Origin of the sequence: Actinomadura sp. WAC 06369 (assembly GCF_003947565.1) — a bacterium.
Lineage (GTDB): Bacteria > Actinomycetota > Actinomycetes > Streptosporangiales > Streptosporangiaceae > Spirillospora > Spirillospora rifamycini.
In genome coordinates this window covers 19,455-42,140 of the sequence record NZ_QHJN01000046.1, presented here as the reverse complement: position 1 = coordinate 42,140, position 22,686 = coordinate 19,455, and the positions used below count along the sequence as shown (strand labels likewise).

At 74.5% G+C, this 22,686-nt stretch carries 18 protein-coding genes and 1 riboswitch; of the genes, 9 read left to right on the top strand and 9 right to left on the bottom strand.

The annotated features are described in order from the left end of the window. Positions 1-28 precede the first annotated feature (28 nt). Together DMH08_RS15055 and DMH08_RS15050 are read left to right on the top strand one after the other, a co-directional pair. Entirely contained in the window at positions 29-1,117 is a 1,089-nt protein-coding gene (locus DMH08_RS15055) for an LLM class flavin-dependent oxidoreductase (RefSeq protein ID WP_026404519.1), read from the top strand. Then, complete coding sequence (locus DMH08_RS15050; RefSeq protein WP_125614865.1) at positions 1,114-1,740, top strand: CE1759 family FMN reductase; 627 nt, start codon at positions 1,114-1,116, stop codon at positions 1,738-1,740. Before DMH08_RS15055 ends, DMH08_RS15050 begins: the two co-directional genes overlap by 4 nt. 18 nt (positions 1,741-1,758) lie before the next feature. On the opposite strand, the gene cobN is transcribed toward DMH08_RS15050, so the two are convergent. After that, positions 1,759-5,292, bottom strand: a complete 3,534-nt coding sequence (cobN, locus tag DMH08_RS15045; protein ID WP_026404517.1) for a cobaltochelatase subunit CobN — start codon at positions 5,290-5,292, stop codon at positions 1,759-1,761. Between the two features lie 61 nt (positions 5,293-5,353). Further along, a riboswitch (cobalamin riboswitch) is annotated at positions 5,354-5,471 on the bottom strand. A 90-nt stretch (positions 5,472-5,561) separates the two neighbouring features. Continuing rightward, complete coding sequence (locus tag DMH08_RS15040) at positions 5,562-6,722, bottom strand: hypothetical protein (RefSeq protein WP_125614863.1); 1,161 nt, start codon at positions 6,720-6,722, stop codon at positions 5,562-5,564. A 191-nt stretch (positions 6,723-6,913) separates the two neighbouring features. Here DMH08_RS15040 and DMH08_RS15035 point away from each other — a divergent pair, with 191 nt between their 5' ends. Beyond that, positions 6,914-7,693, top strand: a complete 780-nt coding sequence (locus tag DMH08_RS15035; protein ID WP_125614860.1) for a maleylpyruvate isomerase family mycothiol-dependent enzyme — start codon at positions 6,914-6,916, stop codon at positions 7,691-7,693. Between the two features lie 47 nt (positions 7,694-7,740). On the opposite strand, the gene DMH08_RS15030 is transcribed toward DMH08_RS15035, so the two are convergent. The 6 genes from DMH08_RS15030 to DMH08_RS15005 all read right to left on the bottom strand — a co-directional run bounded on the left by DMH08_RS15030 (position 7,741) and on the right by DMH08_RS15005 (position 13,339). Further along, the gene (locus DMH08_RS15030) at positions 7,741-8,535 is read right to left on the bottom strand and encodes an SAM-dependent methyltransferase (protein WP_125614857.1); all 795 of its coding nucleotides are present in this window, start codon (positions 8,533-8,535) and stop codon (positions 7,741-7,743) included. Between the two features lie 103 nt (positions 8,536-8,638). Then, on the bottom strand, positions 8,639-9,355 hold the full coding sequence (locus tag DMH08_RS15025) for a DUF899 domain-containing protein (RefSeq protein ID WP_125614854.1): 717 nt from the start codon (positions 9,353-9,355) through the stop codon (positions 8,639-8,641). A 98-nt stretch (positions 9,356-9,453) separates the two neighbouring features. Beyond that, positions 9,454-10,131: a haloacid dehalogenase type II gene (locus tag DMH08_RS15020; protein ID WP_026404512.1), complete on the bottom strand. Its 678-nt coding sequence runs from the start codon at positions 10,129-10,131 to the stop codon at positions 9,454-9,456. A gap of 75 nt (positions 10,132-10,206) precedes the next feature. Then, positions 10,207-11,058: a carbohydrate ABC transporter permease gene (locus tag DMH08_RS15015; protein WP_125614851.1), complete on the bottom strand. Its 852-nt coding sequence runs from the start codon at positions 11,056-11,058 to the stop codon at positions 10,207-10,209. Then, the gene (locus DMH08_RS15010; protein WP_233617603.1) at positions 11,055-11,957 is read right to left on the bottom strand and encodes a carbohydrate ABC transporter permease; all 903 of its coding nucleotides are present in this window, start codon (positions 11,955-11,957) and stop codon (positions 11,055-11,057) included. Before DMH08_RS15010 ends, DMH08_RS15015 begins: the two co-directional genes overlap by 4 nt. Before the next feature lie 92 nt (positions 11,958-12,049). Then, positions 12,050-13,339: an extracellular solute-binding protein gene (locus tag DMH08_RS15005; protein WP_125614844.1), complete on the bottom strand. Its 1,290-nt coding sequence runs from the start codon at positions 13,337-13,339 to the stop codon at positions 12,050-12,052. Positions 13,340-13,628: 289 nt separating this feature from the next. Here DMH08_RS15005 and DMH08_RS15000 point away from each other — a divergent pair, with 289 nt between their 5' ends. From DMH08_RS15000 to DMH08_RS14975, 6 genes are read left to right on the top strand one after another with little or no spacing between them, the layout of a single operon-like run. Beyond that, entirely contained in the window at positions 13,629-14,702 is a 1,074-nt protein-coding gene (locus tag DMH08_RS15000; protein WP_442778639.1) for a LacI family DNA-binding transcriptional regulator, read from the top strand. Then, positions 14,699-17,023, top strand: a complete 2,325-nt coding sequence (locus DMH08_RS14995) for a beta-glucosidase (protein ID WP_125614838.1) — start codon at positions 14,699-14,701, stop codon at positions 17,021-17,023. Before DMH08_RS15000 ends, DMH08_RS14995 begins: the two co-directional genes overlap by 4 nt. Further along, complete coding sequence (locus DMH08_RS14990; protein WP_125614835.1) at positions 17,020-18,564, top strand: glycoside hydrolase family 43 protein; 1,545 nt, start codon at positions 17,020-17,022, stop codon at positions 18,562-18,564. Before DMH08_RS14995 ends, DMH08_RS14990 begins: the two co-directional genes overlap by 4 nt. Positions 18,565-18,606: 42 nt before the next feature. Continuing rightward, positions 18,607-19,806 (top strand): precorrin-3B synthase, encoded by a 1,200-nt coding sequence (locus DMH08_RS14985; RefSeq protein ID WP_125614832.1) that lies wholly within the window; start codon positions 18,607-18,609, stop codon positions 19,804-19,806. Then, complete coding sequence (locus DMH08_RS14980; protein ID WP_125614829.1) at positions 19,803-20,423, top strand: precorrin-8X methylmutase; 621 nt, start codon at positions 19,803-19,805, stop codon at positions 20,421-20,423. Before DMH08_RS14985 ends, DMH08_RS14980 begins: the two co-directional genes overlap by 4 nt. Continuing rightward, a complete protein-coding gene (locus DMH08_RS14975) occupies positions 20,423-21,925 on the top strand; it encodes a precorrin-2 C(20)-methyltransferase (RefSeq protein WP_125614826.1) in 1,503 nt (500 codons plus the stop codon). The genes DMH08_RS14980 and DMH08_RS14975 overlap by 1 nt, the downstream gene beginning before the upstream one ends. On the opposite strand, the gene DMH08_RS14970 is transcribed toward DMH08_RS14975, so the two are convergent. After that, positions 21,900-22,673, bottom strand: coding sequence for a cobalt-precorrin-6A reductase (locus DMH08_RS14970; protein ID WP_233617604.1), 774 nt, complete (start codon positions 22,671-22,673; stop codon positions 21,900-21,902). The genes DMH08_RS14975 and DMH08_RS14970 overlap by 26 nt on opposite strands. Positions 22,674-22,686 lie beyond the last annotated feature (13 nt).

Here is a 22,686-nt window from a genome sequence, read left to right as displayed (position 1 = left end):
TGAACGTTCTACTATTTGGGAGGCCGGCATGCAGTTCGGGATCTTCTCGGTCGGCGACGTCACCACGGATCCGACCAACGGCCGCACGCCCACCGAGGCCGAGCGCATCAAGGCCATGGTCGCGATCGCGCTGAAGGCCGAGGAGGTCGGGCTGGACGTCTTCGCGAGCGGCGAGCACCACAACCCGCCGTTCGTCCCGTCCTCGCCGACGACGATGCTCGGCTACATCGCGGCCCGCACCGAGCGGCTCGTGCTGTCCACCGCGACCACGCTGATCACCACCAACGACCCGGTGAAGATCGCCGAGGACTTCGCGATGCTCCAGCACCTCGCGGACGGCCGCGTCGACCTGATGATGGGGCGCGGCAACACCGGCCCGGTCTACCCGTGGTTCGGCCAGGACATCCGCAACGGCATCCCGCTCGCGATCGAGAACTACCACCTCCTGCACCGGCTCTGGCGCGAGGACGTCGTCGACTGGGAGGGCAAGTTCCGCACCCCGCTGCAGTCGTTCACCTCCACGCCCCGCCCGCTGGACGGCGTCCCGCCGTTCGTCTGGCACGGCTCGATCCGCAGCCCCGAGATCGCCGAGCAGGCCGCCTACTACGGCGACGGGTTCTTCGCGAACCACATCTTCTGGCCCACGACGCACTTCCAGCGGCTCATCGGCCTGTACCGGCGGCGCTTCGAGCACTACGGGCACGGCTCCGCCGACCAGGCCATCGTCGGGCTCGGCGGCCAAGTGTTCATGCGCAAGAACTCCCAGGACGCCGTCCGCGAGTTCCGCCCCTACTTCGACAACGCCCCCGTGTACGGGCACGGCCCGTCGCTGGAGGAGTTCACCGCCGAGACGCCGCTCACCGTCGGCAGCCCGCAGCAGGTCATCGACCGGACGCTGACGTTCCGCGACCACTTCGGCGACTACCAGCGCCAGCTGTTCCTCATGGACCACGCGGGCCTGCCGCTGAAGACCGTCCTGGAGCAGCTCGACATCCTCGGCGAGGAGGTCGTCCCCGTGCTGCGCAAGGAGTTCGAGTCGCTGCGCCCCGCGCACGTCCCGGCCACCGCCCCGACGCACGCCGAGCGCGCGGCGAAGACCCGGGAGGAGGCCCGATGAGCGGCCCCCGCACCCTCGCCGTCGTGTCGGCCGGCCTCGGCCGCCCGTCCTCCACCCGGCTGCTGGCCGACCGGCTCGCCGGCGCCGCCGCGGACGCCCTGCGCGCCGAGCACGGCGCCGACGTCGTCATCGAGCCGGTCGAGCTGCGCGACCACGCCCACGCGATGGTCGACGCGGCCCTCACCGGCTTCCCGTCCGGCGACTTCCGCGCCGCCGTCGAGACCGTGACCGGCGCGGACGGCCTCGTCGCCGTCACCCCGGTGTTCAACGCGTCCTACGGCGGCCTGTTCAAGACGTTCTTCGACGTCCTCGACCGCGACGCCCTGGACGGGACGCCCGCGCTGATCGGCGCGACCGGCGGCACCGAGCGGCACTCGCTCGCCCTCGACTTCGCCGTCCGCCCGCTGCTGGCGTACCTGCGGGCGAACGTCGTCCCGACGGCCGTGTACGCGGCGTCCGCGGACTGGGGGAGCGGCGACGGGCGCCTCGGCGACCGCGTCCGCCGCGCGGGCGCGGAACTCGCCGCCCTCGTCGCCGGCCGCCCGGCCCCCGCCGCCGAGGACCCGTACGACAACCCCGTCCCCTTCGAAACTCTCCTCGGCTCGCCCGACCGCGCCGGGTAGCGCCGGGCTCCTCGGGGGTCAGCCGTCCTCCAGGTCGCCCTCGACTTCCAGGTAGAGGCGCTTCAGCGCGTCGAGGGTGCCTTGCTCCGGGTGCTCCCACATGCCCCGGTCGGCGGCCTCCAGGAGGCGTTCGGCGATGCCGTGCAGGGCCCACGGGTTCGACCGCTCGAAGAACGCGCGGTTCTCCTCGTCCAGCGCGTACGTCCGCGCGAGCTTCTCGTACATCCAGTCGGCGACGACGCCCGCCGTGGCGTCGTACCCGAACAGGTAGTCGACGGTCGCGGCCAGTTCGAACGCGCCCTTGTACCCGTGCCGGCGCATCGCCGCCAGCCACCGCGGGTTCACCACCCGCGCGCGGAACACGCGGGACGTCTCCTCGTCGAGCGTCCGCGTCCGGACGGCGTCCGGGCGGGTGCTGTCGCCGATGTACGCCTTCGGTGCCCGGCCGGTCAGCGCCCGCACCGTCGCGATCATCCCGCCGTGGTACTGGAAGTAGTCGTCGGAGTCGGCGATGTCGTGCTCGCGCGTGTCGGTGTTCTTCGCGGCGACGCTGATCCGCCGGTACGCGCTCTCCATGTCGCCGCGCGCCGGGACGCCGTCCAGACCGCGCCCGTACGCGTAGCCGCCCCACACCGCGTACACCTCGGCGAGGTCGGAGTCGTCGCGCCAGTTCCGGCTGTCGATCAGCGGCAGGATGCCCGCGCCGTAGGCGCCCGGCCGCGAGCCGAACACCCGCATCGTCGCGCGCCGCTCGTCGCCGTGCGCCGCCGTGTCCGCCCGGACGTGCGCGCGCACGAAGTTGTCGTCGTCGCGTTCGTCCAGCCCGGCGACCAGCAGGACCGCGTCGTCCAGCATCGCGACCGCGTGCGGGAACGCGTCGCGGAAGAAGCCGCTGATCCGGACGGTCACGTCGACGCGCGGGCGGCCCAGTTCGTCCAGCGGCACGGCCTCCAGCCCGGTGACCCGCCGCGACGCCTCGTCCCACACCGGGCGGACGCCGAGCAGCGCGAGCACCTCCGCGATGTCGTCGCCCGACGTCCGCATCGCGCTGGTGCCCCACACCGACAGCCCGACCGAGCGCGGCCACCCGCCCGTCTCGTCCCGGTACCGCGCGAGCAGGGAGTCCGCCATCGCGCGGCCCGTCTCGTACGCCAGCCGGGACGGGACGGCCTTCGGGTCGACCGAGTAGAAGTTGCGGCCCGTCGGCAGGACGTTGACCAGGCCCCGCAGCGGCGAACCGCTCGGCCCCGCCGGGACGTAGCCGCCCTCCAGCGCGTGCAGCACCATGCCGATCTCGTCGGACGTCCGCGCCAGCCGGGGCACGATCTCGGCGGCCGCGAACCGCAGGATCTCCGCGGCCTTCCCCTCGGCGACCTCCCCGGCCGCCGCCGGGTCCCAGCCGCGTTCGTCCATGGCCTCGACGAGCGCGCGCGCCCGCGCCTCGAACGCGTCGACCCGCGCGCGCTCCGAGGAGCTCTCGTCGAGCCCCAGCGCCTCGCGCAGCCCCGGCAGCGCCTGCGTCCCGCCCCACAGCTGCCGGGCCCGCAGCATCGCCAGCACCAGGTCGACCCGGGCGCCCCCTTCCGGGGCGACGCCGAGCACGTGCAGCCCGTCCCGGATCTGCACGTCCTTGACCTCGCACAGCCACCCGTCCACGTGGAGCAGGAAGTCGTCGAACTCCGCGTCGTGCGGGCGGTCGTCCAGCCCGAGGTCGTGGTCGAGCCGGGCCGCCCGGATCAGCGTCCAGATCTGCGCCCGGATCGCCGGCAGCTTCGCCGGGTCCATCGCGGCGACGTTCGCGTGCTCGTCGAGGAGCTGCTCCAGCCGCGCGATGTCGCCGTAGCTCTCCGCCCGCGCCATCGGCGGGATCAGATGGTCGACGAGCGTCGCGTGCGCCCGCCGCTTCGCCTGCGTCCCCTCGCCGGGATCGTTCACCAGGAACGGGTAGATCAGCGGCAGATCGCCCAGCGCCGCGTCCGGCCCGCACTCCGCGGACATCCCCGCCGCCTTGCCCGGCAGCCACTCCAGGTTGCCGTGCTTGCCGACGTGCACCACCGCGTGCGCGCCGAACACGTCCTCCAGCCACCGGTACGCGGCGAGGTAGTGGTGGCTCGGCGGCAGGTCGGGGTCGTGGTAGATCGCGACCGGGTTCTCCCCGAACCCGCGCGGCGGCTGCACCATCACCACCGTGTTCCCCGACCGCAGCGCCGCGAGGACGATGTCGTCGCCGTCCACGAACAGCTCGCCCGGCGGCGGCCCCCAGTGCCGCTCGATGCCCTCGCGCAGCCCGGCGGGCAGCGTCCGGTACCAGGACTCGTACTCCGCCCGCGGGACCCGCACCGGGTTCCGCCCGAGCTGCTCCTCGGTCAGCCAGCCGGCGTCCTGCCCGCCGGCCTCGATCAGCGCGTGCATCAGCGCGTCGCCCTCGTCCGGCAGCGCGTCCCCGACGTCGTACCCCCGCTCGCGCAGCGCCGCGAGCAGCCGCACCGTGCTCGCCGGCGTGTCCAGCCCGACGGCGTTGCCGATCCGCGCGTGCTTCGTCGGGTACGCCGACAGCATCAGCGCGACCCGCTTCTCCGCGGCGGGCACGTGCCGCAGCGCCGCGTGCCGCACCGCGATCCCCGCGACCCGCGCGGCCCGCTCCTCGTCGGCCGCGTAGACGCTGAGCCCGTCCTCGTCCGTCTCCTTGAACGAGAACGGCACCGTGATCAGCCGCCCGTCGAACTCCGGCACCGCCACCTGCGTCGCGGTGTCCAGCGGCGACAGCCCGTCGTCGTTCCGCTCCCACGCGGCCCGCTCGCTCGTCAGGCACAGCCCCTGCAGGACCGGGACGTCCAGGTCCGCCAGCGCGCCGACGTCCCACGCCTCGTCGTCCCCGCCGGCCCCGGCGAGCGCCGGCTTCGTCCCGCCCGCCGCCAGGACCGTCACGACCAGCGCGTCCGCCCGTCCGAGCGTCTCCAGCAGGCCGTCCTCGGCCGTCCGCAGCGAGGCGCAGAACACCGGCAGCGCCCGGCCGCCCTTCGCCTCGATCGCCCGGCACAGCACGTCCACGAACGCGGTGTTGCCTGCCAGGTGGTGCGCCCGGTAGTACAGCACCCCCACGACGGGCCCCTCGCCGTCCGCCGCGTCCCGCTCCAGGACGCCCCACGTCGGCGTCTCCGCGGGCGGCGCGAACCCGAACCCGGTCAGCAGCACGGTGTCCGACAGGAACCGGAACAGCTCGCCCAGGTTCCCGGGACCCCCGTGCGCGAGGTACGCGTGCGCCTCCGCCGCGACCCCCGCCGGAACCGTCGACAGCCCCATCAGCTCGGCGTCCGGAACCTGCTCCCCGCTGATCACCACCACCGGCCGGGGGCCCGCCAGCAGGGCGTCCAGGCCCTCCTCCCAGGCCCGGCGCCCGCCGAGCAGCCGCACCACCACGAGGTCGGCGCCCTCGACGAGCGCGGGAAGGTCCTCGACCCCGACCCGGGCCGGGTTCGCCAGACGGAAATCGGCGCCACTGGCGCGCGCGCTGAGCAGGTCAGTGTCGGAAGTCGACAGCAGAAGGATCACGCGGATCGCGTCCTCACCCGGGGTCCTCGCCCCGAATCGCAGGGAAACGGCGGCGACACGGAGTCTCCTGGCTCCCGGATCGGCGCTCGCCCCGGCCTTCCCGCTCGCGCAGTGGCCTTGGGTGGGGTCCGCTCCCCGGTGACAGTTGCGGGACAGCGCCGGATTCGCACCGGCTTCCTCCGCTTGTCGCCGCCCACACCCTAACGCGCCCCGCCCCCCGCACGGCAGCACGCCTCCGAGCGATCTCCACCGCGGTGCCCGCGCGGGCCTCACCAGTCGCGGACGGCCTCCACGCCCGACGCGAGGCTCGCGAACACCCACCGCGGTTCGATGCCGAACGCGGCCGCCGCGTCCCGCGCGATGCGGTCCAGGGCGTCGAACAGCTCCTCGCGTTCGACGGTCTCGATGAAGCCCGTGCGCCGGTCGAGGCCGTTGAACGCCTCGCCGAACCCGCGCCCGACCCCGGTCAGCCGCGCCGGACGATCGTCCGCCGGACCCTCGGCGAGCACGGCCATGACCGCACGCCGCGTCGCCTTGTACTGCGCGACCGACTTGGTGAAAGTCGTCTTGCCGATGGTGCCGCGGCCGTCCCAGTCGCGCAGCGGGTTGTCCCGGTTCTCGGCGACCCACTCCGGTCTGCGGGCGCCGCGGATCTCGACGCGCGTCCCGTTGGGGATCTCCGGCCGCCACGTCGAGCGCATCGCGTTCGCGTACTCGGCCGGGACGCTGTACAGGTGGAGCGACTCCAACTCGGGCGTGCACCGCGGCTTGAGGCGATCCTCCTTCGTCATCCCGAACAGGTCGAAGACGGCGAGTTCCTTCAGCGACGCCAGCTCGTTCAACCGTCCCGCCGCCGCGAGCAGCCCCAGGTCGCCGCGCAGACCGAGCTCCGTCAGGTTCGGGAACAGCCGGACGATCCGCCCGCAGTCGAGCGTCCCGATCTCCCGGACGTCCAGGCGGGTGACGTCCGGACGGGCCTCGGCCGTCCCGTCGACCTCCGCGCCGGTGCACGCCAGCTTCCACGGTGCCGGCGGATCCTCCCGGACGCCCGCGTCCCACCGCCGCTGCCGCGCGAGATCGTCCCCGAGCCGCCAGCCGAAGCCGTAACTGGGCGACGGCCCCTCGTGCAGCGGCGGCATCCGTCCGACGACCTTGTGGCTGCGCGGAAGCACCCATGGGAGGTTCCGGTACGCGAGCGTCCCGTTCCACGCATGGTGCGTGAGCCGCAGCGGCGACACGTCGCCGAGGTCGTCGACCGACATGGGCTCGGGCCCGGACCAGTCCAGTTCGAGCACCGCCGCCTTCTGCCGCTCCGCGTCGATCCCGACGATCTGCGCCGCCGTCCACGCGCCGAGTTCGGCGGCGAACGCGGCCACGACGTCCCCCGCCGCGATCGGCCGCGGCGGACCGGCCTGCTTCCTGACTGCCATGTCCGGTGAGAGTAGGGCCGTCGGGTGACATTCCGACCGGAGCGAGCCGGACCGCCCCCGCCCACCGTGCCGACGGCCTCGCGACCTCACCGGACGGTCGCCGCCGCGCCTGAACGACTCGCGTGCGGCGTCTGGCGGGGGCATGGACGCGCTTTCTAGAATGCCGCGACCGAGCACCTGGAGGCGCAGCGATGGACACGTCCATGTATCTGAACGCCGTCGTCGACCAGACGAGGACGCTCGCCGATTGGGTCCACGGGCGGGACGCGGCGGCGCCGGTCCCGACCTGCCCGGGGTGGACGCTGGCCGACCTCGTCGACCATGTCGGCGCGACCCAGCGCATGGTGACGATGCTCGTGGGCGAGCGGATGACCGAGCCGAGCGGGGCGTTCGCCGGCTACGTTCCCGGGCCGGCGGACCCGGCCCGGTGGCGCGGCTGGTTGACCGACGGTGCGGCCGAGGCGGAGCGGGCGTTCGCGTCGGTCGCCGACGACACGCCGGTGTGGGACCCGTCCGGCGCCGCCGCGGGCGTGCCGTTCTGGTCGCGCCGGCTGTTCGGCGAGGTCTGCGTGCATCGCGCGGACGCGGCCGCGGCGCTCGGCATGCGGTACGAGCTGGACCCGGAGCCCGCCGTCGCGGCCATCGAGGACTGGCTGGACACGATGACGTCCCGCGGCTACTGGGAGAACAGGCGGGGCTTCGCCGAAGCGATGCGCGGCGGCGGCCAGACCCTGCATTTCCACGCGACCGACGCGCCCGGAGAGTGGCTGGTGCGCCGGGAACCGGACATGGTCGTCCTCGAACACGGGCACACCAAGGCGGACGTCGCGGTCCGCGGCCCGGCCGCCGATCTGCTGCTCGTCCTCAGCAGGCGCCGTCCGCTGGACGCGGCCCCCGCACTGGAGGTGCACGGGGACCGGGCGCTGCTCGACCACTGGATCGAGCACATGGACTGGGTCGCCGACGGCTGACCCGCGCCGGACGCGGTGCGTCCGGCGCGGTCCGGCGGATCTCCGGGTCAGGGTTTGCGGGCGACGCCGCAGAACTCGTCGATCTCCTCGACCGTGCCGATGTCGGCGGGCCGCGGGTGCCACAGCGGGCAGGAGACGACGCCGGGCGGCAGCAGCTCCATGCCCTCGAAGAAGCCCGCGAGCTGCTCCGGCGTCCGCAGGACGTAGGGCGGCTCGGCGGACCGGTTCCAGATGTCGATGGCCTCGGCGGTCGCCGGGTCCACGACGTTCGTGGCGTCGTACAGGGCGAGGTAGCTGCCGCTCGGCAGGGCGTCCACCAGCCGCCGGACGATCGACCGCCCCTCGTCGTAGTCGGTCATGTGGCCGAGGATGCCCATCAGCAGGAGCGCGATCGGCTCGTCGAAGTCCAGCGTCTCCGCCGCACCCGCGATGACGTCCTCCGGTTTTCGCAGGTCGGCGGGCAGGTACGCGGTCTTCCCCTCCGGGGCGCTCGTGAGCAGGGCCCGCGCGTGCGCCAGGACCAGCGGGTCGTTGTCGACGTACACCACGCGGGCGTCCGGCGCGGCCCGCTGCGCGACCTGGTGGGTGTTGTCGGCCGTCGGGAGCCCGGTGCCGATGTCGAGGAACTGCCGGACGCCCAGGTCGGCCGCCAGGTGGTGCACGGCGCGCTGCAGGAACTGCCGCGTCGCCCGGGCCAGCAGCGCCATGTCGGGGATGACCTGGAGGATCTCCTCGCCGACCCGCCGGTCGACCTCGAAGTTGTCCTTGCCGCCCAGCCAGTAGTTCCAGATGCGGGCGGTCTGCGGGATCTCGGTGTTGACCGGGGAAGCCTCGTCCGTCACGGTGTCTTCCTCACTCGGGGGTGCTCGGACTGTCAGGACCCATCTAACAACCAAGATCGACTTCGTGTCGACGCCTACCCCGAACGGGTCGGCGCGCCCGCCTCTACGGCCCCGCCTCCGCGCCGGCGTCCGCGGGGCCGTAGAGGCGGGCGACGTCGGGGGAGTCCAGCCACTTGGAGTAGGTGGGGGACTTCGGCCAGCCGTCGGGCGAGTCCTGCCACTCTTCCTGGCGGCCCCACGGCAGGACGTCGATCAGCGCGAACGTGTGGCTGAGCTGCTCAGTGCCGCGGCCGGCGGTGTGCCAGGTGCGGTACACCGTGCCGCCGTCGCGGAGGAACACGTTCACCGCGAACCCTCCGCCGGGCGGCGCGTCCATATCGGCGCCGAACGTGCTCTCCGACGACGAGTACCAGTCCATCGTGTTGCCGACCTTGGCCCTGTAGGCGAGCGCCTCGTCGATGGGCCCGTTGGTGACGACGACGAAGCGGGCGTCGTAGTTGTCCAGGAAGTCCAGCCGGACGAACTGCGACGTGAACCCCGTGCAGCCGCCGCACTGCCATTCGGCGCCATCGGACCACATGTGGTTGTAGACGATGAGCTGGGAGCGCCCGTCGAAGACGTCGACCAGCCGGACCGGGCCGTCCGGGCCGGTCAGCGTGTAGTCGGGGAGCTCGACCATCGGCAGCCTGCGGCGCTGCGCCGCGATGGCGTCGAGCTCGCGGGTGGCGGCCTTCTCCCGCGCCCGCAGGTCGTCGAGGGCGGCCCGCCAGGTCTCCCGGTCGACGACCGGGGGCAGGGCGCCCGCCGTCTGCTCGGTCATGGTTCCTCCTCGGCTCGTTCGTTCCTGCTCTCGTCGAGTCCGACCAGCGGCGGCGGCGGAACTCAACGCGAGCGGACGCGCCCGGGAGGCGAACCCGGTCAGCGGGCGGGGACGCCCAGGACGTCCGGGAGGTCGCGGAGGTCGGAAACGGTGTGGTCGGGAGGCTCGAACATCGACGGGTACGGGAGGGCGCCGCGGTTCAGCCAGGCGGCGCGCAGGCCCGCGCGGCGGGCGCCGTCGACGTCCCACGGGTGCACGGCGACGAGGAGGAGCCGGTCGGGCGGGACGCCCAGGGCGTCGACGGCGTGCCGGTACGCGGCGGGCGCGGGCTTCCACGCGCGCGGGGCGGAGACGTCGAGGAGCGGGTCGAACCCGGCGCGGAGGCCGGCGCGCTCCAGCAGGCGCTCGGTGACGGCGACGGACCCGTTGGTGAGGGTCGCCAGCCGCAGCCCGGCGGCGTGCAGGGCCTGGACGGCGTCCGGGACGTCGGGGTGCACGTCGAGGTCGGTGAAGCCGCTGACGACGTGGGCCGCGGCGCGGCGCGCGTCGCCGGCCCAGCCGTCCAGCCCGGTGAGCAGGCTCCGCAGGCCGCACTCGGCGACCTCGGCGAAGTCGGCGTAGGCCCCGGCGGCGGTGAGCCCCACGCCGTCGCGCAGGACGCCCGCGAACCAGGTGGGGAGGAGGTGGCCGGGCGCGCCGACGTCCTCCAGGCGTCCGCGCAGGCAGGACAGGTCGCCCAGCGTCCCGTTGACGTCGAACAGCACCACCTGGATCATCGGTCGCCGCCTCCTCTGCGGGCCTCGTAGGGCCCCGTACCCAGCGGACGGCCGTTTCGTGCATGCCCGTGTGGTTCATCCCTTCGTGGCGCCCGCGGTGAGGCCGCCGATGAGCTGGCGTTCGGCGACGGCGTAGAACGCGAGCGCGGGGATCATCGCGAGGACGATGTAGGCGAACACCAGCGCGTAGTTCGTCGAGTACTGGCCCTGGAACTGCTGGATGCCGACCGGGATGGTGTGCCACTTGGGGTTCGTGAACACGAGCAGCGGCAGGAAGAAGTTGTTCCAGCTCGTGACGATCGCGAGGACCGACACCGTGCCGATGGCGGGGCGGGCCATCGGGAGCAGGATGCGCCAGAAGAACGCGAACCGGCTGCACCCGTCGATGATCGCGGCCTCCTCGAGGTCGCCGGGGATCGTCCGGAAGAAGCCCCGCAGGATGATGATCGTCATCGGCAGCGCGAACGCCGCCTGCGGGAGGATGACGCCGAGCGGGTTGTCGAGCAGGCCGAAGGCGCGCAGCAGGACGAACAGCGGCAGCACCGCGACGGCGGGCGGGAACATCAGCCCGACCGCGAACAGGGTGAAGAACGCCTCGCGGCCGCGGAACGCGTAGCGGGCGAACGCGAACGCGGCGAGCGCCGAGACCGCGACGGTGATCAGCGCGGTGGCGGCCGCGATCGCGATGCTGTTGCCGACCTGCCGCCAGAAGTCGCCGGACCCGAGGATGCCGGTGTAGTTCGACACCCGCCAGGGCGACGGCAGCCCGAACGGGTCGCCGGTCAGGTCCCCGGTCGACTTGAACCCCGACAGCACCGCGTACAGCAGCGGGACGACGATGAACGAGCCCAGCACCCAGACGGCGGCGTGCCGCGACAGGCCGCGCAGCGTCCTCCCGCGGCGGCGGCTCCGGTCGGTCGTGGTCATCGCGGCCCTCCCGTCGACGTCATGGCGCCCTGCAGGTCGCGGCGCAGCGCGAAACGCTGGTAGAGCAGGGAGAACACCAGGCTGATGGCGAACATGACGACGCTGATCGCGCTCGCGTAGCCCATCTGGTAGCGCTGGAAGCCGAACTGGAACATGGAGACGGCCATCGTTTCGGTGGAGTGCGTCGGCCCGCCGCCGGTCGTGACCCACACGAGGTCGAACAGCTGGATCGCGCCGATGACCGACAGGAACACGCTGATCCGGAGGGTCGGGGCGAGGAGGGGGAGCGTGACGTGGCGGAAGCGCTCCCACGGGCCCGCGCCGTCGATCGCCGCCGCCTCGAGGACCTCCTTGGGGATGCCCTGCAGGCCAGCCAGGTAGATCATCATGTGGAAGCCGAAGTACTTCCACGTCATGACGGCGAACAGCGTGGGCAGGGCGGTGTCGGGATCGGAGAACCAGGTGCCGGCGAGGCCGCCCACGAGCGGGAGGTCCTCGATGAGGGCGTCGGCGAGGCCCGAGCCGGGCAGGAAGATCATCCCGAACAGCACGCCCGCGATGACCTCGGACAGGATGTAGGGCGCGAAGAAGACCGCCCGGTAGACCGCCCGGCCGCGCATCCGCTGGTTGAGCAGGACGGCCGTGCCGAGCGCGAACGGCAGCTGCACCGCGACCGACAGGACGACCAGGACGAGCCCGCGCCACAGGTCGCCGCGGAACACCGGGTCGGCGAACAGCTCGCGGAAGTTGCCGAGCCCGACGAAGTCCTCGGGCCACCCGAACCCGCCCCACCGGAAGAAGCTCGTGTAGAGGGCGATCACGATCGGGATCAGGACGAACAGGATGAAGACCAGCAGCGCCGGGACGAGGAACCAGGTGGTGGCGAACCAGCCGCGCACCCGCCGTCCGCGGGTCGGGCGCCGGTGCGCCGGCGGGCCGCTCCGCGGGGGCGCGGCCCGCTTCGGCGACGATGTCGATGTGGACGTCGGCGTCATGCCTTCTTGGCCGCCTCGGTGATCGCCTGCGTGATCTCCTGCGGGGTGCCCTGCCCGCCCATGAGCTCGGCCACGCCGTCGTTGACCTCCTGCCCGACGGCGGGCGGGAACGCCTGGTCCAGGTAGAGCTGGAACCCGGACGCGCCGTTCAGCATCTCCGCGACCTGCTTGCGGTTGGCGTCCTCGATCGCGCTCTCCGCGCCCTTGACGACGGGCATGAACGCGCCGGACGACACGAGCCGGGCCTCGTTCTGCTCGTTCATCAGGAACTTGAGGAAGTCGAGCGCCTCGGGCGGGGCGTCCTTGCCCAGCGCGTGGCCGTTGCCGCCGCCGAACACGTCGGTGACCTTGCCGGGGCCGCCCTCGACGGAGGGGAACGGGAAGAAGCCGAGCGCGTCGCCGAGGTCCTGCCCGGAGGCGTCCTTCTGCACGACGGGCGCCCACTGGCCCATCAGCTCCATGCCGGCCTTGCCCGCCCCCATGGTGGCGGCCTGCCCGCCCGGGGCGTCGTACGCGGCGCCCTGGAAGCCCTGCTGGAACGGGTCGAGGTCGACGAGTTCCTTGAGTTTCTGCCCGGCCTGGACGAACGGGGGAGTGCCGAAGTTCTGCGCCTCGGCCGCCTGCCGGACGCCGTCCGGCCCGGCGAGGCGGAGCGCGAGGTAGGCCCAGTAGTAGTGCCCGGGCCACTTGTCCTTGCCGGCCAGGGCGATCGGGGTGATCCCGGCGGTCTTCAGCTTGCGGACGGCGTCGAGGAACTGCGCCCAGGTCGCGGGGGGCTCGGCGATCCCGGCCTTCTCGAAGTGGTCCTTGTTGTACCAGAACCCGACCATGCCCATGTCGTACGGGACCGCGTAGGTCTTGCCGTCGAACTCGTACGGCTGCAGGGAGACCGGCATGAAGCCGTCCAGGAAGGCGGAGTCGTCGACGGGCTTGACGAGCCCGGCGTCGATCCGCTGCTTGAGGACGCCCCCGCCCCAGGTGACGAAGATGTCGGGGAGGTCGCCGGACGCCGTCACGGCCGTCATCTTGGCCTTGAACGCGTCGTTCTCCATGTTCGTCAGCTTGATGTCGACGTTCGGGTGCGCCTTCTCGTAGGCCGCGGCGATCTCCGGGTAGATGCTCTTGGACGGCTCGGTCGTGGCGATGTCGAGCCATTCGATCGTGACCTTGCCGGAGTCGGATCCGTCGCCGCCGCAGGCGGAGAGCGCGGGCGCGGCGACGGTGAGCGCGGCGCCCGCGGAGAGCGCGGTCAGCAGGGAGCGTCGGGACGGTCGTGAGAAGCCCATGGTGGCCTCCTGGAGGGGTGGGCGGTGGACGGGACCGGGCCTGAAGAGCGAAAGGGGGAAGGCGAGGTTCTCGAAACTTTTCGAAATCCTTCGGTTAGTCTGTTGCCGAGAAACTCTAAGAAGGGCACCCCGTTCGGTCAAGGCTTCGCGGTGGATTCGTGTGTGCTCCATCACTCCATGGATGGAGCCGCTGGAACGATCGCCGGACGATCGGCGGACGATCGGGGCTAGGAGCGATCGAAATATTGCGATAACGTTCGCAATCGTTTCCTCGGGGAGGAGAAGCAGCGTGACCGTGCGCACCACCGAAGACCCGCCGGACCCGCCGGAACCGCGGGCCGCGCCGTCCCGGCCGACCCTCGCGCTGATCGCGGCCGAGGCCGGGGTGTCGCAGGCGACCGTCTCGAAGGTCCTCAACGGCCGGACGGACGTGGCCGCCGCGACCCGCGAGCGCGTCGAGGCCCTGCTGCGCGACCACAACTACCCGGGCCCCGGCGGCTCCCGCCGCGCCCGCCGCTCGGGGCTGATCGACCTCGTGCTGGCCGGGCTCGACAGCCCGTGGGCGGTGGAGATCCTGCGCGGCGTCGAGGCCGAGTGCGCCGAGCAGGGTACCGGGGTGGTCGTGTCGCTGGTGCGCGAGGACGACGCGCGCCCGCCGAGCTGGCAAAACCTGCCGGCCCTGCACCACAGCGACGGCGTGATCCTGGTGACGTCCCGGATGACCGACCGGCAGCGCGAGCAGCTCGAACGCGCCGGCGTCGCGCTCGTCCTGGTCGACCCGGTGAACCTGCCGGACACCGACATCGCCAGCGTCGGCGCCACCAACTGGGCGGGCGGCCTCGCCGCCACCGAGCACCTCATCGGGCTCGGCCACCGCCGCATCGGGATGATCGGCGGCCCCGCCGACATGCTGTGCACGCAGGCCCGGGTGGACGGCTACCGGACGGCCCTGGAGCGCGCGGGCATCGAGGTCGACCGCGACCTCGTCCGGTACGGCGACTTCCACCACGAGGGCGGCTTCGCCCGCAGCCGCGAGCTGCTCGACCTGCCGGACCGGCCCACCGCGATCTTCGCGGGCAGCGACCAGCAGGCCATGGGCGCCTACCAGGCCGCGCGCCTCGCCGGACTGCGCGTCCCCGAGGACCTGAGCGTCGTCGGGTTCGACGACCTGCCGACCTGCGAGTGGCTGTCGCCGCCGCTCACGACCGTCCGGCAGCCGCTGGAGGAGATGGGCCGGGTCGCCGCCCGCACCCTGCTGCAGCTCCTGGACGGACGGCCGCCGCTGACCCCCCGCGTGGAGCTCGCCACCGAGCTCCGCGTCCGCGCCTCCACCGCCCCGCCCGCCCCCACGGAGCAACGATGACCGAAGCACCGTCCCCCGCCGCGGCCGCCGCGGAGCGGTGGCGCGATCCCGCGCTGCCGGCCGCCGACCGGATCGCCGACCTGCTGTCCCGCATGACCCCCGAGGAGAAGGCGGGCCAGCTCGCCGGCTTCTGGGCGATGCCCGCCGAACCGGGCGAGCCCGTCGCCCCCATGGAGGACGACTCGAACGAGTCGGCGCCCGCGCTCGACGAGCTCCTCCCGCACGGCCTCGGCCAGTTCACCCGGGTGTTCGGCACCGCGCCGGTCACCGCCGCCGAGGGCGCCGCCCGGCTGCGCGACCTGCAGCGCCGCGTCGCCGAGGCCAACCGCTTCGGCATCCCCGCCATCGCGCACGAGGAATGCCTCAACGGCTTCATGACCTGGGGCGCCACCGTCTTCCCCAGCCCGCCCGCGTGGGGCGCGACCTTCGACCCCGGGCTGGTGGGGGAGATGGCCGCCGCGATCGGGGCGAGCATGCGCGCCGCGGGCGTCCACCAGGGGCTCGCGCCCGTCCTGGACGTGGTCCGCGACGCCCGCTGGGGGCGCACCGAGGAGTGCATCGGCGAGGACCCGCAGCTCGTCGCCGTCCTCGGCACCGCCTACGTGCGGGGGCTGGAACGGTCCGGCGTCGCCGCGACGCCCAAGCACTTCGCCGGGTACTCCGCGTCCCGCGCCGCCCGCAACATGGCGCCCGCCCCGATCGGCCCCCGCGAACTCGCCGACGTGATCCTCGAACCGTTCGTCATGGCGCTGCGCGACGGCGGCGCCCGCTCGATCATGCACTCCTACACCGACGTGGACGGCGTCCCCGCCGCCGCCGACGCGCGGCTCCTCACCGACCTGCTGCGCGGCGAGCTCGGCTTCACCGGCGCCGTCGTGTCCGACTACTTCGGCATCTCCTTCCTGGAGAGCCGGCACCGCGTCGCCGGGTCCCGCGGCGAGGCCGGCGCCCTCGCGCTGCGCGCCGGCATCGACGTCGAGCTGCCGACCGTCCGCTGCTTCGGCGAACCGCTGCTGGAGCTGGTGCGCCGCGGCGACGTCCCCGAGGAGCTGCTCGACCGCGCCGCCGCCCGCGTCCTCGCCCTCAAGGCCGGGCTCGGCCTCCTGGACGGCCCGCCCGACCCCGCGGGCCCCGATCCCGCCGGCCTCGACTTCGACCCGCCCGAGCACCGCGCGCTGGCGCGGCGGCTGGCGGAGGAGTCGGTCGTCCTGCTCGCCAACGACGGGACGCTGCCGCTCGCGCCCGCCGCCCGCGTGGCGCTCACCGGCCCCCTCGCCGACGACACGGCCGGGATGCTCGGCTGCTACACCTTCCCCGCGCACGTCGGCCGCCACCGGCCCGACCTGCCGCTCGGCGTGGACGTCCCGACCCTCGCCGACGCCCTGCGCGGCGAGCTGCCCGACGTCGCCGTCGCCCCGTCCGCGGACGTCCTGGTCACCGAGGACGACATCGCCGCGGCCGCCGCGGCGGCCCGCGACGCCGACGTGGCCGTCGTGGCGCTCGGCGACCGGGCCGGCCTGTTCGGGCGCGGCACGTCCGGGGAGGGCTGCGACGCCGAGACCCTCGCGCCGCCCGGACGGCAGCGCGACCTCGCCGAGGCCGTCCTCGCCACCGGCACGCCCACCGTGATCGTGCTGCTGTCGGGCCGCCCGTACGCCATCGAGGACCTCGCCGACCGGGCCGCCGCCGTCGTCCAGGCGTTCCTCCCCGGCCAGGAGGGCGCGGGGGCGGTCGCCGGGGTGCTCACCGGACGCGTCGAGCCGTCCGGGCGGATGCCGATCAGCGTCCCGCGCCGCGCGTCCGGCCCGCCCGTTACCTACCTGCGCTCGAAGATGGACGGCCCGCACGACTGGAGCGCCGTCAGCCCCGCCCCGCTGTTCCCGTTCGGGCACGGCCTCACCTGGACGCGGTTCGCCTACACGGACCTGCGCGTCGACGAGCGCGCCCCCACCGACGGGTCGCTGACCGTGGAGGCGGTCGTCCGCAACGTCGGCGACCGCCCGGGCACCGAGGTCGTCCAGCTCTACCTCGCCGACCCGGTCGCCTCCGTCGTCCGCCCGTCCCGCCTGCTCGCCGGGTGGGCCCGCGTCCGCCTCGAACCGGGGGACGCCGCCCGCGTCGCGTTCACCGTGCACGCCGACCGCACCTCGTTCACCGGCCCCGACCTGCGCCGCATCGTCGAGCCGGGCGCGATCGAGGTCATGGTCGGCGGCTCCAGCGAGGACCTCCCGCTGCGCGGCGCGTGCACGCTGGACGGCCCGGTGCGCGTCCTCGGCGCCGACCGCGTCCTCGACGTCCCGGCGGAGGTGACGCCGCTGTGAACCGGTTCCGGAACCCGATCCTGCCGGGCTGCCGCCCCGACCCCTCGGTCTGCCGGGTGGGCGAGGACTACTACCTGGTGACGTCCACGTTCGAGTGGTTCCCGGGGCTGCCGGTGTTCCACAGCCGCGACCTGGTCCACTGGCGGTGCATCGGGCACGCCTTCGACCGTCCGGACCAGCTCCCGCTGGACGGCGTCCCGGCGTCCGGCGGCCTGTACGCGCCGGCCCTGCGCCACCACGACGGCCGCTTCCACCTGTTCTGCACGCTCGTCGACGGCGCCGAGTGGTCGGGGCACTTCGTGCTGACCGCCGACGACCCGGCCGGCCCGTGGTCGGACGCGCACCGGCTGGAGGGCGAGGGCATCGACCCGTCGCCGTTCTTCGACGACGACGGCCGGGCCTGGTGCACCGGAACCCGGCTCACCGGCCGCTACGACGGGCACACCGAGATCTGGCTGCGCGAGTACGACCCGTCCGCCCCGGCGCTGGTCGGCGAGGAGCACGTCATCTGGGACGGGACCGTCAAGAACGCCATCTGGACCGAAGGCTCCCACATCTACAAGGTGGACGGCCGCTACCACCTGCTGACGGCCGAAGGGGGAACCGCGCTCGACCACGCGGTGATGAGTGCGCGCGCCGACGCCGTCACCGGCCCCTACGAAAGCAACCCGCGCAACCCGATCCTGACGCGCCGGCACCTCGGCCTGGACACCCGGACGGGCGAGTACCCCATCGTCGGGACCGGGCACGGCGACCTCGTCGACACCCCGGACGGCGAGTGGTGGATGGCGCTGCTGGCGATGCGGCCGCACCACCGGGACCGCTGCGCCCTCGGGCGGGAGACCTTCCTGACGCGGGTGCGCTGGGAGGACGGCTGGCCGGCCGCCGACCCGGTCGAACCCGTCCGCGAGGCGCCGTCGACGCCGCCGGCGCCCTGGCCCGCGCAACCCGCCTGCGACCATTTCGACGCGCCCTCCCTCGCGCCGGAGTGGAGCATGCTCCGCCCGCCCCGCGAGCGGTGGTGGAGCCTCACCGACCGCCCCGGGCACCTGCGGCTGCGGGTCCGGCCGGAAACCCTCGCCGACACGGCGAACCCGTCGTTCGTCGCGCAAGGGCAGCGGCACCACGACTTCGCAGCGTTCACCGCGCTGGAGTTCGCGCCGCGCGACGAGGAGCAGGCGGGCCTCGCCCTCGTGCAGAACGGCGACTTCCACGTGCTGCTCGTCTCGACCGCGCGGGGGCTGCGCCTCGTCAAGCGGGAGCAGGGCCTCGAGACGGTCCTGGCCGAGGCGCCCGCGGCGGAGCGGGTCCGGCTCGGCTTCGAGGCGCACGGCCGCTGGTACCGGGCGCTGTACGCGGCGGACCCCGGCCCGTTCGCCCCGCTCGGCCCGCCGCTGGACGGCGACATGCTGACCAGCCAGGTGGCGGGTGGCTTCACCGGGGTCTTCCTCGGCCTCTACGCGACCGCGAACGGGCGGACGAGCCGGAACCACGCCGACTTCGACTGGTTCGAGTACCGGCCGCTCCCCGGACCGGCCTAGCCGGAGTCGGGCGGCGGCGCCGGACTTCGTAAGATCCGTGCCGTGCCCTCACCACACCCCCCACCGCCGCGGTCGGGCCCGGACCGCTGCCCGGGCGCCCTCCGGGTCCACGCGGCGGCCGACGGCGGGCTCGCGCGGGTCCGGCTCCCCGGCGGGCTCCTCACCCGCGTCCAGACCGGCGCGCTCGCCGACGCCGCCGCCGCGCTCGGCGACGGCTTCCTGGAGCTCACCTCCCGCGCGAACGTGCAGATCAGGGGGCTCGCCGAGGGGGCCGAGGCCGAGCTGGGCGACCGGCTGCGGGCGGCCGGGCTGCTGCCCTCGGCGACGCACGAGCGCGTGCGGAACATCGCCGCGAGCGTCCTGTCCGGACGCGACGGCGCCGGGCTCCTCGACGTCCGCCCCCTGGTCCCGGCCCTCGACGCCGCGCTCTGCGCGGACCCCGCCCTCGCCGCGCTGTCCGGCCGGTTCCTGTTCGCCCTCGACGACGGGCGCGGCGACGCCATCGCCCTGCGCCCCGACGTCGGCCTGTACGCGGTCGCACCGGACGAACTCGCGCTCGTCCTCGCCGGGACCGACTCCGGTCTGCGCACGAGCCCGGAACACGCCGTCGGCCTCGCGGTCGACGCCGCCCGCGCCTTCCTCCGCGCCCGCACCGCCGAATGGCGGATCTCCGAACTGCCCGACCGGGCGCCGCTCGTCGAGGCCCTCGCGCGCGGCCGCCGCCGCGCCGGGCCGGTGCCCGTCCCGGCCGTCCCGAGCCGGACGCCGCTCGGCGCGATCCCCCAGCGGGACGGACGGCGCGCGCACTCGGCGCTCGTCCCGCTGGGGCGCCTCGACCCCGCCCCGCTCCGGGACGCCGAAGAGATCATCGTCACTCCGTGGCGGGGCGTCGTGATCCCCGACCTCACGGACATGCCACACTTTCCTGGCCTGGTCACGGCGGCGGACTGGGCCGGGGTCACCGCCTGCGCGGGCCGCCCCGGCTGCGCCCGGTCGCTGACCGACGTCCGCGCGGACGCCGCCGCGGCCGTCCTCGCGGCGCGCCCGCACGGACCCGCGGGCGGGGCGCCGGTGCACTGGTCCGGCTGCGAGCGCCGGTGCGGGCACCCGCCCGACCGGCACGTCGCGGTGGTGGCCGCCCCCGGCGGCTACGAGGTGCGGCTCGGCGACGAGGTCCGCGCCCGGACCCGGGACCCGGCGGCGACGGCGGCCGCCGTCGCCCGAACACGGAGGAGCGAGTGATCGACTACGTCCGCGACGGCGCGGAGATCTACCGGCGGTCGTTCGCGACCATCAGGGCGGAGGCGGACCTGTCCGGGCTGCCCGAGGACGTCGCCCGGGTCGCGGTCCGCATGATCCACGCGTGCGGGATGACCGACCTGGTCCGCGACCTGGCCTGGTCGCCCGGCGCGGTCGCGGCCGCCCGCGCCGCGCTGCTGGACGGGCGGCCGATCCTGTGCGACGCGCAGATGGTGGCGTCCGGCGTCACCCGCAAGCGGCTGCCCGCGGACAACGACGTGGTGTGCACGCTCCGCGACCCGCGCGTCCCCGGCCTCGCTGCCGACCTCGGCACCACCCGCAGCGCCGCCGCGCTGGAGCTGTGGCGGGACCGCCTCGACGGCTCCGTCGTCGCGATCGGCAACGCCCCCACGGCGCTGTTCCGGCTGCTGGAGATGGTCGACGCGGGCGCCGGGCGCCCCGCCGCGGTCCTGGGCGTCCCGGTCGGGTTCATCGGCGCGGCCGAGTCGAAGGAGGCGCTCGCCGCGTCCGGCCTGCCCCACCTGGTCGTGCACGGCCGCCGCGGCGGCAGCGCCATGACGGCCGCCGCGATCAACGCCATCGCCAGCGAGGAAGAGTGATGACCGGACACCTGTACGGGGTCGGGCTGGGGCCCGGCGACCCGGAGCTGATCACCGTGAAGGCCGTCCGGCTGATCGAGGCGGCCGACGTGATCGTGCACCACGCCGCCCGGCACGGGCGCAGCGTCGCCCGCCGGATCGCCGAGCCGCACCTGCGGGACGGGCAGATCGAGGAGGCGCTGATCTACCCGGTCACCACCGAGGACACCGACGACTACCAGCGGGTCCTCGACGAGTTCTACGAGCGCTCCGCCGAGCGCCTCGCCGAGCACCTGGACGCCGGGCGCGACGTCGTCGTGCTCTGCGCGGGCGACCCGTTCTTCTACGGCTCGTACATGCACCTCCACAAGCGGCTGTCCGGCCGCTACCCGGCGACCGCCGTGCCCGGCGTGACGTCGGTCAGCGCCGCGTCCGCCGAGCTGGGCCGCCCGCTGGTGGAGCGCGACGAGGTCCTGACCGTCCTGCCGGGGACGCTGCCGCCGGACGACCTGGCGCGGCGGCTCGCGGCCACCGACTCGGCCGCCGTCCTCAAGCTCGGCCGCACCTTCGGCGGCGTCCGCGGCGCCGTCGAGGAGGCCGGCCGCCTCGACGACGCCTGGTACGTCGAGCGCGCCACGACCGGCGGGCAGCGGATGCAGCCGCTCGCGGACGTCGACGCCGCGACCGTCCCGTACTTCTCCCTCGCGATCCTGCCGTCCCGCGTGCACGAGCGGACCCGCCGCGAGCTGCCCGCGCCCCGCACGCCCGGGGACGGCGCGCCCGGCGAGGTGACGGTCGTCGGGCTCGGCCCGGCCGGGCGCGACTGGCTCACCCCCGAGGCGCAGGACGCGCTGGCCGCCGCCGACGACCTCGTCGGCTACGCCCCCTACCTGGCCCGCGTCCCCGCCAACCCGCGGCAGGAGCGGCACCCGTCCGACAACCGGGTGGAGTCCGAGCGGGCCGAGTTCGCGCTGGCGCTGGCCGAGCGGGGGCGGCGCGTCGCGGTCGTGTCGTCCGGCGACCCCGGCGTGTTCGCGATGGCCGCCGCGGTCCTGGAGGTCGCCGCCGAGGAGCGCTGGAAGCACGTCCCGGTGCGGGTGCTGCCCGGCCTGACCGCGGCGAACGCCGTCGCGTCCCGGATCGGCGCGCCGCTCGGCCACGACTACTGCGTGCTGTCGCTGTCGGACCGGCTGAAGCCGTGGGACGTCATCGAGCGGCGGCTCACGGCCGTCGCCGCCGCCGACCTCGCGATCGCGATCTACAACCCCGCCTCGCGGACCCGCACCGGGCAGGTCGCGAAGGCCCGCGACGTCCTGCTCGCGCACCGCGCCCCGGACACGCCCGTGGTGATCGGCCGCGACGTCGGCGGCCCGGAGGAGAGCGTCCGGGTGGTCCGGCTCGCCGAGCTCGACGGGACCGGCGTCGACATGCGGTGCCTGCTGCTGGTCGGCTCGTCGCGGACCCGGGTCGCCGAGCGCGGCGGCGGCACCGCCGTGTTCACGCCCCGCCGCTACCCGGCGTGAGGCGGCCCGCATGACCGAGCCACGCCGCCGCGTCCTCGACGGTCGCCGCCACCGGGACGCCGTCCGGGACGGGCGGCCGGTCGACCACCACGACCGGGACGCCCAGCCGCCGCGCGGCGGTCAGCTTCGCGGCCGTCATCGCGCCGCCGCTGTCCTTGGTGACGAGCACGTCGACGCGGTGCTCGCGCATCAGCGCCGTCTCGTCCCCGACGGTGAACGGGCCGCGCGCCAGCACGACCGTCGTGCGGGCCGGCAGCGGCGGCTCGGGCGGGTCCACCGACCGCACGAGGTACCGGCGGCGGGCGTCGCCCGCGAACGCCGCGAGCCCGGTGCGCCCGGTCGTCAGGAACACGCGCTCGCCGGGCAGGTCCGCGGCGGCGGCCGCCAGGGACGGGACGCGCCGCCAGTCGTCGCCCGGCCCCTTCGTCCAGCCCGGACGGCGCAGCACGAGCAGCGGCACCCCGGCCGCCGCGCAGGCCAGGGCGGCGTTGCCGGTCATCCGCGCGGCGAACGGGTGCGTGGCGTCCACGACCGCGTCGATCCGCTCGTCCCGCAGCCACGCCGCGAGCCCGTCCGGGCCGCCGAACCCGCCGACCCGCACCCGTCCGGGAAGGGCCCGGGGGGCGGCGGTCCGGCCCGCCAGCGAGCTGGTCACCTCGACCGCCGGGTCCGCGTCGAGCCGCCCGGCCAGCCGCCGCGCCTCCGCGGTGCCTCCCAGCAGCAGCACACGCCTGCTCACGGAAGTAATCGCCACGAGGGAA

Bases quoted from the DNA above. Each gene is read 5' to 3' on its own strand.
- DMH08_RS15055 (WP_026404519.1), top strand. From the start codon at position 29: ATGCAGTTCGGGATCTTCTCGGTCGGCGACGTCACCACGGATCCGACC.
- DMH08_RS15050 (WP_125614865.1), top strand. From the start codon at position 1,114: ATGAGCGGCCCCCGCACCCTCGCCGTCGTGTCGGCCGGCCTCGGCCGC.
- DMH08_RS15040 (WP_125614863.1), bottom strand. From the start codon at position 6,722: ATGGCAGTCAGGAAGCAGGCCGGTCCGCCGCGGCCGATCGCGGCGGGG.
- DMH08_RS15035 (WP_125614860.1), top strand. From the start codon at position 6,914: ATGGACACGTCCATGTATCTGAACGCCGTCGTCGACCAGACGAGGACG.
- DMH08_RS15025 (WP_125614854.1), bottom strand. From the start codon at position 9,355: ATGACCGAGCAGACGGCGGGCGCCCTGCCCCCGGTCGTCGACCGGGAG.
- DMH08_RS15020 (WP_026404512.1), bottom strand. From the start codon at position 10,131: ATGATCCAGGTGGTGCTGTTCGACGTCAACGGGACGCTGGGCGACCTG.
- DMH08_RS15015 (WP_125614851.1), bottom strand. From the start codon at position 11,058: ATGACCACGACCGACCGGAGCCGCCGCCGCGGGAGGACGCTGCGCGGC.
- DMH08_RS15005 (WP_125614844.1), bottom strand. From the start codon at position 13,339: ATGGGCTTCTCACGACCGTCCCGACGCTCCCTGCTGACCGCGCTCTCC.
- DMH08_RS14995 (WP_125614838.1), top strand. From the start codon at position 14,699: ATGACCGAAGCACCGTCCCCCGCCGCGGCCGCCGCGGAGCGGTGGCGC.
- DMH08_RS14975 (WP_125614826.1), top strand. From the start codon at position 20,423: ATGACCGGACACCTGTACGGGGTCGGGCTGGGGCCCGGCGACCCGGAG.